The following is a 13912-nucleotide window of genomic DNA, read 5'->3' on the forward strand; positions in this document are numbered from 1 at the left end:
GGGCGGTCCGCGACGGACCCTTCGCGTCCGGTCGCGGGCGCCCTCCGTCAACGCGGGCCGAGGGCGCGCAGCGCCGCGGCCAGGAGTTCGTCCACGTAGGCGTGGGTGAGCGGCGCGGTGCGCGTCAGCCACCGCTGCGTGATCGGCCCGGTGAGCAGTTCCAACGCGAGGTCCAGGCCGATGTCCGGGTCAAGCTGTCCGGCGTCTCGTGCCGCGCGCAGCCGTTCCCGGAACGCCTCGTTGTTGGGCCGTGTGAGCCGTTCGGTGACGGTCGCGGCGAGGTCGGGGTCGTGTTGGATCTCCGCGGTGAACGCGCGGGCGACGCGGTCGGTCTCGGGGTCGGTGAACTCGTCGACCGTGGCGTACAGGACCGTACGCAGGTCCGCGGCCAGGTCACCCGTGTCCGGAAGCGGGTCGCCGGGGGTTCCGGTACGCCGCTCGAAGACGTCCAGGACCACGGCTGCCTTGGAGGGCCACCAACGGTAGATGGTCTGTTTGCCGACCTTCGCCCTGGCGGCGATCGCCTCCATGGTCAGCTTCGCGTATCCGACCTCGCCGACGAGTTCGGCGGTGGCGTCGAGGATGGCGCGGTGCGCGCGTTCGCTGCGGCGCTGGGGGTTCGGTGCCCGCCTCTCCCGGGGTCCGTTCGTGGGTGCGTCCATGCTTTCACGGTAACGGGAAAAAGAACGAGACGTCTCGTCTTGTTTTGGTTACGCTCCTGTGGACCGACCACGGAGGCGGGACCCCGCGTTCCGCCGTGAGGGAGAGGAGGCACCCATGGCCAGGAACAGCGACAACCTTCTCGGGCTGGGCGGCCAGCGCAACACGGTCTCGCGTGGGGCGCTCAAGGGCGGAGGCAAGGGTGGTCCGAGCGGACCCAGCGCCGACGCCCGCCAGAACAGGGACGAACTCCTGCGCAAGCTTCGGGAGAAGAACGAGAGGGCTCGGTCGGAGGAGGACGGGCACCGGGACTGACCATGGGGTCGTCGCCGCGGGGCCGCCGGAATCGCCAGGACGGTCTCCGGGAACGCGCGGTCCCGGAGTCGTCGGCGACCCGGTCGGTCACACGGTCCATCCGGGCCCGTCGGGAGAGTCCAGCCACACCCGGTGGCCGTCCTCGGCGTCCACCGACAGCCCGAAACGCTCCGGTTCCGGCCGGTCCAGCCGCTCCCACTGCGCCAGCGCGTCCTCGAACTCGTCCCAGATGCTCCGCGGACCGCCCTGCTCGATCATCCACGACGTGCCGTAGGGGTAGACGCGCACCCACGACTCCCCCGAGTGGTCGCACACCCAGACACCCGATCCCGTGCCGATCCACCTCCGCCGGACCCGCCAGTCGGGCACCAGGACGGACAGCGCGAACGCCGAGGTGAACGCCGTGAGCGGAGCCAGGGGGTCGGTCTGGGTGAGCCGGTACTCGTCCGGCTGCTGCCCCGAGTCCCGCACGGGGGGCGCGGAGGGGCCCGGTGTGCGCAAGGACACGAACCCCACCCCTCCGTGGAAGGTCCCGGTCACGGACCCGTCCTCCGCGCGCTCCAGGCGGACGATCACCCCGGCGCCCTCCAACAGTCCCCAGGGGCAGACGATCAGTCCGCCCGCCCGGGTCTGCCGCGTCCAGGCGGGGGGCACCCGGCGGACCCCGCAGGTGGACGTGATCCGGTCGTAGGGGGCGCCGGACGGCCATCCCCCGTATCCGTCGGCGTGCTCGACGGACGGGGAGTAGCCCTCGGCGTGCAGCGTCCCACGCGCGGTCGCCGCCACACGCGCGTCGATCTCCACGCTGGTGACCGCGGAGTCGCCCAGGCGGTGGGCGAGCAGCGCGGTGTTCCAGCCGGTCCCGGTCCCGATCTCCAGCACGTGCTGACCGTTGGCGAGCTCGGCCAACTCCAGCATCCGCGCCAGGACCGTCGGCGCGGAGCTGGAGGAGGTGGCCACCCTCGGCGGCGTCGAACGCGGTTCCGAGGCGGTCTCGCCCCGCTGCCTCGGCAGGCCGACCCCCTCGACCCGCGTGCCGATCGCGTCGTCGGTGTAGACGGCGGCGAGCCACAGCTCGGGGTTGTTGACGGCGTTGAGCGGGGTTCCGTGGTGGGTCAGGGCACCGGACTCCGGGATGTAACGGTGCCGGGGGACGGCGCGGAAGGTGTCGATGAGCGCGGGATCGGTCAGTGTGCCGTCCGCGATCATCGCCTCGATCAGAGCCGCGTGGCGCTCCCTGGCGGTCAACACGTCGTCCCCCGTGACTGTCGGTGATGCCGGTGGTGCCGTCGGGACACCAACGGGACGTTTGTGCCCCGCAGGGCACTCGTTCAACCGACAGTGACGCCAAGGCTACTCTTCGATTCCGAGTGTGCCCTGCTCACGGGCCCGCTCCTCGTCGTGCGGGGGGTAGTCGACGTACCCCCGGGGGCCGGACGTGTAGTGGAACTCCCTCTCCCGGATGGGCACCCACGGCACCCCGGCGGCGATTCGCTCGACCGCGTCGGGGTTGGAGATGTAGGGGCGGCCCACGGACACCAGGTCGGCGCGGCCCTCGCGGACCAGGCGCTTCGCGCTCTCGGGGGTGGTCTCCTCGTGCTCACCGGTGTTGCCCACCAGAGTGGAGCTCCAGCGGGGGCGGAGATCGTCCAGGGCCGGGTAGTCGGGGTTGTCGGTGACGTGCAGGTAGGCCAGGCCCAGCGGGTCGATCGCGGCCAGGAGCTCCCGGTAGACGGGGGCCGGGTCGTGCTCGACCATCTCGAACTCCGGGTTCCCGGGGGAGATCCTCAGCCCGACGCGGTCGGCGCCGACCGCGTCGGCCACCGCCTCGACCACCTCGACGGCGAACCGGATACGCCCGGCGACGTCGCCGCCGTACCGGTCGGTGCGCAGGTTGGTGTTGTCGGCGAGGAACTGGTGCGGCAGGTAGCTGTTGGCCCCGTGGATCTCCACCCCGTCGAACCCGGCGCGGATCGCGGCGCGGGCGGCCTCGGCGTGGTCGGTGACGGCGGCGCGCACCTCGTCGAGCGTCATCGCCCGTGGCGCGACCGGTGCGACCTTGCCGTCGGGGGTGTGGACCAGGTCGGTGCGTGGGACCGCCGAGGGGGCCAGCGGGGTGCCGCCGTCCGGGCGGTTGGCGGGGTGCCCGTTGCGCCCGGCGTGCATGATCTGGGCGAAGATCCGACCCCCCGTGGACGTCCTCGGCGCGGCCTCCGCCCGTCGCCCGCCGCCGGGTCCCGCGTGCACGGCGTCGGTGACCGCCCGCCACCCGGCGACCTGCTCCTCGGTGAACAGGCCCGGCTGGGTGAGGAACTGCTGGCCGGTCAGGCTCGGGGCGATGCCCTCGGAGACGATGAGCCCCGCGCCGGAGCGCTGGGTGTAGTAGGTGGCCATGAGCGGCTGGGGGACGCCGTTCCGGTCGGCGCGCAGCCGGGTCATCGGCGCCATGACGACCCGGTTCGGCAGGGTCAGCGCGGGGAGCGCGTGCGGGGTGAGCAGCGGGTGGTCGGTCGTGGCCGGGCGCGTGGTGGCGGCGTCCGCCGTCGTCGTCGTGTTCATGGGACGAGGCTAGAATTTGACATCAATGTCAGCTTCAACTATTTGTGGTGCACATCACATTGCGGAGGCGTGATGCGGATCGGCGAGCTGGCGCGGCGCTCCGGGGTCAGTCCCAGGTCGCTGCGCTACTACGAGGAACAGGGGCTGCTGGCCTCCCGGCGCACCGCGGGCGGGCACCGCGAGTACGGGCCGCTCGCGCTCGAACGCGTCGAACGCATCCAGTGCCTGTTCGCGGCGGGCCTGAGCAGCGGCACCATCTACGAGCTGCTTCCCTGCATCTACGCTCAGGAGCGCGGCGACCCCGCCCCCGACCTCCTCGACAACCTTCGCGAGGAGCGTGAGCGGATCAAGGCCTCCGTCGACCGGCTCCAGCGCACCCTCGCGACGCTCGACACCGTGATCGACGACCACACGTGAGGTCTCCGCCGGGAGCGGCGGTATCGGCGGGGACGACCGGTTAGTCTCGCAGCGAGAGTGACATGACAAGCGACACCCAGCACCACGAGTGCGGCGAGGAGACGGCCGTGAACCCTGGCGGAATGGACATGCAGGCCCTGCTCCAGCAGGCCCAGCAGATGCAGCAGCAGCTGGTCGAGGCACAGCAGGCGCTCGACGAGGCCGAGGTCGAGGGCACCTCCGGCGGTGGCCTGGTCAAGGTCAAGCTGAACGGACGCGGCCAGGTCGAGGACATCACCGTCGACCCCAAGGCCGTGGACCCCTCCGACGCCGACGAGACGGCGCAGACCGTCGCCGACCTGGTCCTCGCGGCCATCCGCGACGCCGAGGCCCAGGTCGAGCGGCTCCAGCAGGAGAAGATGGGTCCGCTCACCCAGGGCATGGGCGGGATGCCCGGCGGGATGCCCGGTCTGCCGGGGATGTAGGCGGTGTTTCTTGGGGCCTCCGCTTCGCTTCGGCCCGGGTTCGGGCGCCCGAACGGCCAGGGATTCTTCACCCTCGGCTGCGCCTGACGCTCGTTCCTCGCCCGCGGCTTGCCTGCGTCTTGCAGAACCCTGGCGGCGCCCGAACGGGAACCCCCTGGACGAGCGCCTCCAGGTCACCTGCACGACCGAGCGGGGGCCTCGCCGTGTACGCGGCAGGCCGCCGCGCCGGATACGGTGGACGGGAGGGGTGACGGACCGCCCCGCAGCTTCGGTCCGACCGAGTGGGTAGGCGATGTACGAAGGCGCGGTGCAGAATCTGATCGACGAGCTCGGGCGGCTGCCCGGCGTCGGTCCGAAAAGCGCGCAGCGTATCGCCTTCCACGTCCTGTCCGCGGAGAACGCGGACGTCAAACGCCTCGTCAACGCGTTGGTCGAGGTGAAGGAGAAGGTGCGCTTCTGCTCCGTGTGCGGCAACGTCGCCGAGGAGGAGCAGTGCCGTATCTGCCGTGACGCGCGCCGCGACGCCGCGGTCATCTGCGTCGTCGAGGAGTCCAAGGACGTCGTCGCCATCGAGCGCACCCGCGAGTTCCGCGGGCGCTACCACGTGCTGGGCGGCGCGATCAGCCCCATCGAGGGTGTCGGCCCCGACGACCTGCGCGTCAAGGAACTCATGACCCGTCTGGCGGACGGCCAGGTCACCGAACTGATCCTGGCGACCGACCCCAACCTGGAAGGGGAGGCCACCGCGACCTATCTGGCGCGGTTGGTCAAACCGATGGGTCTCAAGGTGACTCGTCTGGCCAGTGGCCTGCCGGTCGGCGGCGACCTGGAGTACGCCGACGAGGTGACGCTGGGACGTGCCTTCGAGGGCCGTCGCAGCCTGGAGTTCTAGCTCACACTCGGCCGTAATCTGTCCGAAACACGAGTAACCTCCGTTTCTCGGGGTAAGCCCGAGTGCTGGTGTGTCAAGTCGCCACGCGCTCCCGCCGCAGGTCGGACGGGGTATGAGAGGCGTGGCTGGCTACACTCCAATTGTCTGTTGACTTGATCCCAACTCCTCAGGAGCATCGATCGTGGCCCTAATCGTGCAGAAGTACGGTGGGTCTTCCGTGGCTGACGCGGAAGCCATCAAGCGAGTAGCCCAGCGGATCGTCGCTCAGAAAAAGGCGGGATATGACGTCGTCGTCGTCGTGTCTGCCATGGGCGACACGACCGACGAACTGCTGGACCTGGCCGAACAGGTCTCCCCGATGCCCCCGGCGCGCGAGCTCGACATGCTCGTCACCGCGGGTGAGCGCATGTCCATGGCCCTCGTGGCGATGGCCATCGAGAACCTGGGGTACGAGGCCCGGTCCTTCACCGGTTCGCAGGCCGGTGTCATCACCACGTCGTTGCACGGCAACGCGAAGATCATCGACGTGACCCCGGGCCGTATCCAGGAGGCCGTGGACGAGGGCGCGATCTGCATCGTGGCCGGGTTCCAGGGCGTCTCCCAGGACACCAAGGACATCACCTCCCTGGGACGCGGCGGTTCCGACACCACGGCGGTCGCGCTGGCCGCGGCCCTGGAGGCCGACGCCTGCGAGATCTACAGCGACGTGGACGGGGTCTTCACCGCCGACCCGCGCATCGTCCCCTCCGCCCGGCGCATCCCGCAGGTCTCCTACGAGGAGATGCTGGAGATGGCCGCCTGCGGGACCAAGATCCTGCACCTGCGGTGCGTGGAGTACGCGCGGCGTTACAACATCCCCCTGCACGTCCGCTCGTCGTTCAGCCAGAAGCCCGGAACCTGGGTCGTTTCGGAAGTCGAGGAAAGCGAAGGCATGGAACAGCCGATCATCTCCGGGGTCTCCCACGACCGGAGCGAAGCCAAGATCACCGTCGTCGGAGTCCCGGACAAGGTGGGCGAGGCCGCCACGATCTTCAAGGCGCTCGCCGACGCCGAGATCAACATCGACATGATCGTGCAGAACGTGTCGGCGGTCTCCACCTCCCGCACCGACATCTCCTTCACCGTCCCGAAGGAGTCGGGCAAGGTCGCCGTCTCCTCCCTCAAGAAGGTGCAGGAGAAGGTCGGCTTCGAGGCCCTGCGCTACGACGACAAGATCGGCAAGGTCTCGCTGATCGGTGCCGGCATGCGCTCCTACCCGGGCGTCACCGCCCGCTTCTTCGACGCGGTCGCGGGCTCCGGGACCAACGTCGAGATGATCTCCACCTCGGAGATCCGCATCTCGGTCATCGTCGAGGAGTCCCAGATCGACGCGGCCGTCCAGGCCGCCCACAGTGAGTTCCAGCTCGACGCCGACCAGGTCGAGGCTGTCGTCTACGGAGGTACCGGCCGATGAGCAACCGTCTTCCCACTCTGGCCATCGTCGGCGCGACCGGCGCCGTCGGCACCGTCATGCTCGACATCCTCACCCAGCGGGAGAACGTCTGGGGCGAGATCCGCCTGGTCGCCTCCCCGCGCAGCGCGGGCAAGGTGCTGCGGGTGCGCGGTGAGGACGTCGTCGTGCAGGCCCTGGCGCCCGAGGTCTTCGACGGGGTGGACGTCGCCATGTTCGACGTCCCCGACGAGGTCTCCAAGGAATGGGCGCCGATCGCGGCCGCCCGCGGCGCGGTCGCCGTCGACAACTCCGGCGCCTTCCGCATGGACGCCGACGTTCCGCTCGTGGTGCCCGAGGTCAACGCGGACCAGGTCCGCAACCGCCCGCGCGGCATCATCAGCAACCCCAACTGCACCACGCTGTCGATGATCGTCGCGATCGGCGCGCTGCACCGCGCCTTCGGTGTCACCGACCTCGTGGTCTCCTCCTACCAGGCCGCGTCCGGCGCGGGCCAGGAGGGCATCGACACCCTGCGCGACCAGATGGCCAAGGTCAGCGCGGACCGCGGCATCGCCGAGAAGGCCGGTGACGTGCGCGCCGCCGTCGGCGAGCTCGGCCCGTTCCCGGCGCCGCTGGCCTACAACGTCGTGCCGTGGGCGGGTTCGCTCAAGGAGGACGGCTGGGCCTCGGAGGAGCTGAAGGTCCGCAACGAGTCCCGCAAGATCCTGGGCCTGCCCGACCTGCGCGTCTCCGCGACCTGCGTCCGCGTTCCGGTGATCACCACCCACTCGCTGGCCGTGCACGCGACCTTCTCCCAGGAGGTCACCGCCGACGCCGCCCGCGAGCTGCTCGGTTCCGCCGAGGGCGTCGTGGTCCAGGACGACCCGGCCAAGGGTGAGTTCCCGACCCCGGCCGACGTCGTGGGCACCGACCCGACCTGGGTCGGCCGCATCCGCCAGTCGCTGGACGACCCGAAGTCGCTCGACCTCTTCCTGTGCGGGGACAACCTGCGCAAGGGCGCCGCGCTGAACACCGCGCAGATCGCCGAGGTCGTCGCCCAGGAGTTCACCGGCTGACGCCCGGGTCCGATGACGGCGGTGGCCCGCTCCCGTGCGTGGGAGCGGGCCACCGCCGTCTGTTCGGGGGCGCCGTCGTCCTGCCGCCGTCGACCGTTCGGGGTCAGATCCGTCCGCGTGGGTCGCCGGAGCGGCGCGGACGGGCGAGGGACAACTTGTAGAGAAGTCGACACTGCTCCGCCGCGCCGATGAGGTCGGAGGTCTCCACGGGACGGCCGCCGCTGTAGTGCGTGCGCTCGATGATCAGGACGGGCAGCCCCGGCGCGCACCCGAGGAGGCTGGCCTCGGAGTCGCGCAGCGAGCGCACGGCCACCTCCTCGACCACCCGGTCGACGGGATGGCCCGCGGAGCTGAGCCGGTCGAGCAGGCCCAGGTCGGGGTCGGCGTCGAAGGGCGTGCGCAGGGTGCCCGCCGTGAGGGCGGCGGGCTCCCAGGACAGGTGTAGAGCGATCGGCACGTGTGCCGACAGGCCGCGTGAGGTGGTGCGGTACACCGGGTCGCCCTCGCGCAGCCGGAGCCGGGCGCTCAGCGGCTCCTCGCACCGTTCCTGCTCCGTGCGGAGCGTCTCCCGGCTGAGTTGTCCCAGACCGGAGCCGGAGTCGGCGTCGGTGCGGCACAGTCGGAACATCTCGGGGACGTCGCGGACGAAGTACCCGGAGCCGGGCCGGGCCTCGACCAGCCCTTCGGTGACCAGGAGACGGAGCGCGGTACGGGAGATCTGTTCGCTGACGCGGTAGGTGCGCGCCAGCCGTGTCCGGGAGGGCAACCTGGCGCCGGGGGACATCTCGCCGCGCAGGATCGGTTCGCGGAGCTGTTCGGCCAACCAGAGGTACCGGGGCTGCCTGACCACGGTCACTCGATCCCGGTGGTGCGGCCTCCCGTCGCCCGGTGCGCTCTGTGTTCCCACGGGGGTGCCGAGGGTCGGGCCGGTAGGTGGAGACCCGCGTCAGGCCGGGTGGAGGGAGTGGACCTGCCAGTTCGCCGAAGCTCGCCCATGTCCCCAGTAAAGCAGTGGAAAGCGCAGGTGGGGGGCGCTACCCGAAAGTAGTCGGTTCCGGGTGTCCGTGGGCCGTGGATTCGGAAGCGCGCGGCGCGGTCGGGGAAACGCCCGAATGCCATGGAATGTCGGGGAGTGAACACCACAAGTGATTACTCTTCGTGTTGGTGGTACCACTGCATGTTGGGAGAGTCATGTTCACGTACCTCGCGGACACCACGGACACCGCCTACACCTGGGCGACCGGGATCGTCGGGGTGATCGTCCTCATTATCGGTCTGGCCCTCTTGGTGCTGCTCGTCGCGGCGGTCATCTCCACCCTGATGCACAAGGACACGACCGCCGGGGGCAAGCTCCTGTGGATCATCCTCGAGGTCTGGTGGCCCCTGCTCGGCTCCGTGGCCTGGTTCGTCGTGGGCCGCAAGGGGCACCTGAACCGGTTTCTCGGCATCTCCAAGGAACGCGCGCGGCACTCCACGCCCAGTGTCGGGCAGCACAGCAACGTCTCGGTGAACAACCAGGAGGGGCTTGGTCACGCCTGAGCGCGCCGCCACCGCGACCGGTCGACGAGGGCGGCGAGTCCGTGCACCCCGGCCAGCGCGGCCGGGAGGAGGGCCAGCGCGGGCCCGACCGGCGGGCGCGTTCCCGCCACGCCCGCGCGGCGCAGCCGTCGCCACGCCCAGAGGGAGAACGGCGCCACCACCAGCGGCGCGGTGGCCACCCCCGGCGTGTAACCGCGCGTGACCGCGGACTGGGCGACGTGCGTGGCCGAGTGCAGTCCGAAACCGACCAGCGCCGCCTGGTAGAAGCCGCTCCGCCCGCCGGTCCTCGCACCGTCGGCGGAGGCCGCGGCCATGAGCACCCCCATCAGGGCGATCGCGGTCGCGTTGCGCCGGGGAGAGACGTCGAGGCCGTCCCAGACCCGGCCCGGGACCCACGGCAGGTTCCGCTCCAGGCGGGGGCGTGCCCTGCTTGACCAGCCGGGGATCATCACCAGTTCCTCCGCGTCGTGGACGAGCCACGCGCCCAGCAGTCCCCACGTCACGGTGGCGGGAACCCCGGCGGGCTCGGCGGTGCGGGTTCTCCAACGACTCATCCGTGCCTCCCGCCACGCACCCTACTCCCGTCGTCCACAGGGTGTGGACGACGCCCCGGGCGGCGCCGGTCGGCGAGTCCCGCCACGGGTGTCCGGGCACACGAACGCCCCGGCCGGGGTGCAGGATCCGGCCGGGGCGTCGTGGGACTGGAGTGTTACAGGATGATCCGCATGGGCTCTTCCAGGATCTCCGCGAGGTCCTTCAGGAAGGCGGCACCCACGGCACCGTCCACCGCGCGGTGGTCCACCGACAGCTCCAGGGAGATGCGGTTGCGCACGGCGACCTCGCCGTCCACGACCACGGCCTCCTGCTTCATCGCGCCGACCGCGAGGATCGCCGCCTCCGGCGGGTTGATGACGGCGGAGAAGCTGTCCACGCCGAACATGCCCAGGTTGGACACGCTGAACGTGCCGCCGCTCATCTCCTGCGGCTTGAGCTTGTTGTCGCGCGCCTTGCCCGCCAGCTCACGCGTACGGGTGGAGATCTCCGACAGCGTCGCCTTGTCCGTGTCGTGCAGGACCGGCACGACCAGGCCCGCGTCCACGGCGACGGCCACGCCGACGTTGACCCGGTGGTGCTGGAGCAGCTTGTCGTCCACCCACGAGGTGTTGACCGCCGGGTGCAGCTTGAGCGCGGTCGCGCAGGCCTTGACGATGAGGTCGTTGAAGCTGACCTTCACGCCCGTGCTCGACAGCTGCTCGTTGATCTGGGCGCGGAAGGCCTTGAGCGCCTCGGCGTCGATCGTGCGGCGCAGGTAGAAGTGCGGAACCTGCTGCTTGCTCTCGGTCAGGCGGCGCGCGATCACCTTGCGCATGTTGCTGACCTTGAGCTCCTCGGAGTCCCGCCCGTCCTCGAAGGCCGGGGCCTGCGGGGCGGCGGCCGGGGCGGCCTTCTCCGGAGCGGCGGCCGGGGCCTCGGGGACTCCGGCCTTGGCGGCCGCCTCGATGTCGGCGCGCACGATCCGGCCCTTGGGTCCGGAGCCCTGGATCTTCGTGATGTCCAGGCCGTACTCCTTGGCCAGCCGGCGGGCCAGCGGGGAGGTGCGCGGACGCTCGCCGCCACCGGCCGGGGCGGCCGGGGCGCTCGGCTCGGCCGCGGGCGCGGCGGCCGGGGCCTCCTCCTTCTCCTCGGCCTTCTCCTCCGCGGCGGGGGCCGGGGCGGCCGGAGCGGACTCCTCCGGGACGGCGTCGGGGCTGTCGGCGATCACACCGATGACCTCGCCGATCGGCACCGTGTCGCCCTCGGACACGGTCTGCTTCACCAGGAAGCCGTCCTCGTAGGCCTCGTACTCCATGACGGCCTTGTCGGTCTCGATCTCGACCAGGACGTCACCGGAGGCGACCTTGTCGCCCACCTTCTTGACCCAGGTGCTGATCACGCCCTCTTCCATGGTGTCGGAGAGGCGCGGCATCTCGATGTTGCTCATGGAAAACTCCTCTACCCGACCCGCTTGCCGACGGCGCTCAGGGTCTCCTTGATGGCGGTGCTGATCGACTCGACGGAGGGCAGGGCCGCCGTCTCCAGCGGCTTGGCGTAGGGCATGGGAACCTCCGCCATGGCCACACGCCGGACCGGGGCGTCCAGGTAGTCGAAGGCGCCTTCCTGGATGGACGCGGTGATCTCCGCGCCGATCCCGTAGGTCAGCCAGTCGTCCTCGCAGATCACCGCCGCGCCGGTCTTCTTGACCGAGTCCACGAACGTCTGGCGGTCGAGCGGACGCAGGCTGCGCAGGTCGACCACCTCGACGCTGATGTCCTCCTCGGCCAGCTTCTCCGCGACCTGGGTGGCCACCATCGCCATGCGGGAGTAGCCGATGAGGGTGATGTCGCTCCCCTCGCGGGTCACCGCGGCACGGCCGATCGTGGCGACGTCGTCGTTGTCGGCCTCGGCGTAGTCCTCGGGCACCTCGCCCTTGGAGTTGTACAGGCCGAGGTTCTCCAGGAAGAGGACCGGGTCGTCGTCGCGGATGGCCGCGCGGAGCATGGCGGAGGCCTCCGCGGGCGTGCTCGGAGCGAGCACCTTCAGACCCGGGATGAAGGAGTAGAACAGCTCGATGTTCTGCGAGTGCGTCGCACCGAGCTGCTGGCCGCCGCCACCGGGGGTGCGGATGACCATGGGCACGCTGGTCTGGCCGCCGAACATGCCGTAGATCTTGGCGGCGTGGTTGATGATCTGGTCGATGGCGATCAGCGAGAAGTTGATCGTCATGAGCTCGACGACCGGACGCAGGCCGAGCATGGCGGCGCCGATGGCGGCGCCGACGAAGCCCTCCTCGGCGATCGGGGTGTCCTTGACCCGGCGGGGGCCGAACTCCTTGAGCAGCCCCTCGGTGATCTTGTAGGAGCCCTCGAAGACGCCGATCTCCTCGCCCATGACGAGGACGTCCTCGTCGCGGAGCATCTCGGCGCGAAGGGTGTCCCGCAGAGCCTGGCGGTACGTGATGACAGACATGTGCTGGTTCCTTCTCTACTCCGCGAACACCGGGTCGGCGGGCATGCGCCGCGACTCGTTCGGAACCGGGGTGGCGTAGGTGTAGTCGAAGAGCGTCGAGACGTCGGGCTTGGGGCTCTTCTCGGCGAAGTCGGCGGCCTCGGTGACCTCGGACTTGACCGCGGCGGCGATCTCGTCGCGGATCTCGTCGTTCAGGATGCCGGCCTTGGTGAGCTTGGCGTCGAACAGGGCGATCGGGTCGTTCTCCTGGGCTCGCGCCGTCTCACGCTGCTCGTCCGTGCGGTACTTGGCCGGGTCGACGACCGAGTGGCCCTTCTGCCGGTAGCTCCACGCCTCCAGGAGGAACGGGGTCTGCTCCTCGCGGGCGCGCTCCACGAGGCGGGCGGCGGCGTCGCGCACGGCCAGCACGTCGCGGCCGTCCACGCGCTCACCCTCGATCTGGAAGGCGGCGCCGCGCTTGTACAGCTCGGGCTCGGCCGAGGACATCTCGACGGTGGTGCCCATGCCGGTGAAGTTGTTGATCACCACGAAGACGATCGGCAGGTTCCACAGCTTGGCGATGTTGAGGGACTCGTGCCAGGCGCCGATGTTGGTGGTGCCGTCGCCCATCTGGCACATGACGACCTCGTCGCCGCCCTTGTAGGAGACGGCCAGCGCGGCGCCCGTGGCCAGCGGCAGCTGACCGCCGACGATGCCGTAGCCGCCGAGCATGCGGGACTCGGTGTCGTACATGTGCATGGAGCCGCCCCAGCCCTTGGACACGCCGTCGCTGCGTCCGTAGAGCTCGGCCATGACCCGCTTGGGGTCCATCCCCTTCTCGATCGCGTACCCGTGGTCGCGGTAGTTCGTGAAGAGGTAGTCGGTCTCCTTCAGGGCGGTCATCAGGCCGACGACCGTGGCCTCCTCGCCCAGGTTCAGGTGGCAGTAGCCGCCGATCCTGGCCTGGGTGTACGCCTGGGCGGTCCGCTCCTCGAAGCGTCGGACGAAGACCATCCGGCGGTAGTAGTCGAGGAGGGTGTCGGGGCTCTCGTTGGAGAGGCTCGGGGAGGTGTCCTTGCGGGCCCGCCGCCGGGATCCGGAGGACCTGGCGGCGCCGCCCTTCGGCTTGGCCGTGTCAGCCATGGTGTGCCTTTCTACGTACGAGAAGGCCTGTCGCCCAGGCCTGTGGGCCGGAGCGCGAGGCCCGCCGTGGCCCGCTGTCGGGCGTGACCGTGGCGTGCGCCGCCGCCGGGCTCATTCGGCGGCGGCGCTCTTGTGGCTGTCGCGGGGCGCGTTCGGGGGACCGTGGCTCGTCGTCCCCGGACGCGAAGCGATGGTGGGGTCTCGTGTGCAGTTGTCGCCCGGACCCTTGACCGCATTGCTTCCCGGTCTGGGGTGCCCTATGCATCCCCCGGCGGTCGGCTCGGCGGCCCGTGGTCACCCGGGTTCGTTCACCGGCCGGATGAACGACACCGTGCGCCCGTGGGACACGTGCGTGTGACGTGTGTCGCGCACACTCTACGGACTGATCGATGATCGATCAATACGACTTTACGGCAGATCTCCGAACTTT

General features: G+C 70.4%; 15 protein-coding genes. 7 read left to right on the plus strand and 8 right to left on the minus strand.

Translation table 11 applies throughout. From position 1 onward, the window contains the following. Window positions 1-47: 47 nt before the first annotated feature. Window positions 48-662 (minus strand): TetR/AcrR family transcriptional regulator, encoded by a 615-nt coding sequence (locus KIK06_RS22710; RefSeq protein WP_268645009.1) that lies wholly within the window; start codon window positions 660-662, stop codon window positions 48-50. A gap of 115 nt (window positions 663-777) precedes the next feature. Here KIK06_RS22710 and KIK06_RS22715 point away from each other — a divergent pair, with 115 nt between their 5' ends. Further along, the gene (locus KIK06_RS22715) at window positions 778-975 is read left to right on the plus strand and encodes a DUF6243 family protein (protein ID WP_268645010.1); all 198 of its coding nucleotides are present in this window, start codon (window positions 778-780) and stop codon (window positions 973-975) included. Window positions 976-1062: 87 nt separating this feature from the next. On the opposite strand, the gene KIK06_RS22720 is transcribed toward KIK06_RS22715, so the two are convergent. Together KIK06_RS22720 and KIK06_RS22725 are read right to left on the minus strand one after the other, a co-directional pair. After that, a complete protein-coding gene (locus KIK06_RS22720; RefSeq protein WP_268645011.1) occupies window positions 1063-2223 on the minus strand; it encodes a methyltransferase domain-containing protein in 1161 nt (386 codons plus the stop codon). Window positions 2224-2328: 105 nt separating this feature from the next. Then, window positions 2329-3534, minus strand: a complete 1206-nt coding sequence (locus KIK06_RS22725) for an alkene reductase (RefSeq protein WP_268645012.1) — start codon at window positions 3532-3534, stop codon at window positions 2329-2331. 72 nt (window positions 3535-3606) lie between these two features. On the opposite strand from KIK06_RS22725, the gene KIK06_RS22730 reads away from it, so the two are divergent. From KIK06_RS22730 to KIK06_RS22750, 5 genes are all read left to right on the plus strand, one after another. Continuing rightward, window positions 3607-3951: a MerR family transcriptional regulator gene (locus KIK06_RS22730; RefSeq protein WP_017599036.1), complete on the plus strand. Its 345-nt coding sequence runs from the start codon at window positions 3607-3609 to the stop codon at window positions 3949-3951. 122 nt (window positions 3952-4073) lie between these two features. After that, window positions 4074-4415, plus strand: a complete 342-nt coding sequence (locus KIK06_RS22735; RefSeq protein WP_026127685.1) for a YbaB/EbfC family nucleoid-associated protein — start codon at window positions 4074-4076, stop codon at window positions 4413-4415. A gap of 292 nt (window positions 4416-4707) precedes the next feature. Continuing rightward, window positions 4708-5307 carry a recombination mediator RecR gene (recR, locus tag KIK06_RS22740; protein ID WP_017599038.1) on the plus strand — a complete coding sequence of 200 codons (600 nt, stop codon included), beginning with the start codon at window positions 4708-4710 and terminating at the stop codon, window positions 5305-5307. 181 nt (window positions 5308-5488) lie between these two features. Then, entirely contained in the window at window positions 5489-6760 is a 1272-nt protein-coding gene (locus KIK06_RS22745; RefSeq protein WP_026127686.1) for an aspartate kinase, read from the plus strand. After that, on the plus strand, window positions 6757-7815 hold the full coding sequence (locus tag KIK06_RS22750) for an aspartate-semialdehyde dehydrogenase (RefSeq protein WP_017599040.1): 1059 nt from the start codon (window positions 6757-6759) through the stop codon (window positions 7813-7815). Before KIK06_RS22745 ends, KIK06_RS22750 begins: the two co-directional genes overlap by 4 nt. A 103-nt stretch (window positions 7816-7918) precedes the next feature. Here KIK06_RS22750 and KIK06_RS22755 read toward each other — a convergent pair whose 3' ends face one another. Beyond that, a complete protein-coding gene (locus KIK06_RS22755) occupies window positions 7919-8665 on the minus strand; it encodes a GntR family transcriptional regulator (protein WP_026127687.1) in 747 nt (248 codons plus the stop codon). A gap of 341 nt (window positions 8666-9006) precedes the next feature. Between KIK06_RS22755 and KIK06_RS22760 the strand changes: the two genes are divergently transcribed. Then, complete coding sequence (locus KIK06_RS22760; protein WP_268645013.1) at window positions 9007-9354, plus strand: PLDc N-terminal domain-containing protein; 348 nt, start codon at window positions 9007-9009, stop codon at window positions 9352-9354. On the opposite strand, the gene KIK06_RS22765 is transcribed toward KIK06_RS22760, so the two are convergent. The 4 genes from KIK06_RS22765 to pdhA all read right to left on the minus strand — a co-directional run bounded on the left by KIK06_RS22765 (window position 9345) and on the right by pdhA (window position 13482). Beyond that, on the minus strand, window positions 9345-9908 hold the full coding sequence (locus tag KIK06_RS22765; RefSeq protein ID WP_268645014.1) for an HXXEE domain-containing protein: 564 nt from the start codon (window positions 9906-9908) through the stop codon (window positions 9345-9347). The genes KIK06_RS22760 and KIK06_RS22765 overlap by 10 nt on opposite strands. Window positions 9909-10063: 155 nt before the next feature. After that, the gene (locus KIK06_RS22770; protein ID WP_017599044.1) at window positions 10064-11335 is read right to left on the minus strand and encodes a dihydrolipoamide acetyltransferase family protein; all 1272 of its coding nucleotides are present in this window, start codon (window positions 11333-11335) and stop codon (window positions 10064-10066) included. Between the two features lie 11 nt (window positions 11336-11346). Further along, window positions 11347-12360 carry an alpha-ketoacid dehydrogenase subunit beta gene (locus KIK06_RS22775; protein WP_017599045.1) on the minus strand — a complete coding sequence of 338 codons (1014 nt, stop codon included), beginning with the start codon at window positions 12358-12360 and terminating at the stop codon, window positions 11347-11349. Window positions 12361-12375: 15 nt separating this feature from the next. Further along, window positions 12376-13482: a pyruvate dehydrogenase (acetyl-transferring) E1 component subunit alpha gene (gene pdhA / locus KIK06_RS22780; protein ID WP_268645015.1), complete on the minus strand. Its 1107-nt coding sequence runs from the start codon at window positions 13480-13482 to the stop codon at window positions 12376-12378. Between the last annotated feature and the right edge of the window lie 430 nt (window positions 13483-13912).

The organism is Nocardiopsis sp. EMB25, assembly GCF_026797795.1.
GTDB lineage: Bacteria > Actinomycetota > Actinomycetes > Streptosporangiales > Streptosporangiaceae > Nocardiopsis > Nocardiopsis lucentensis.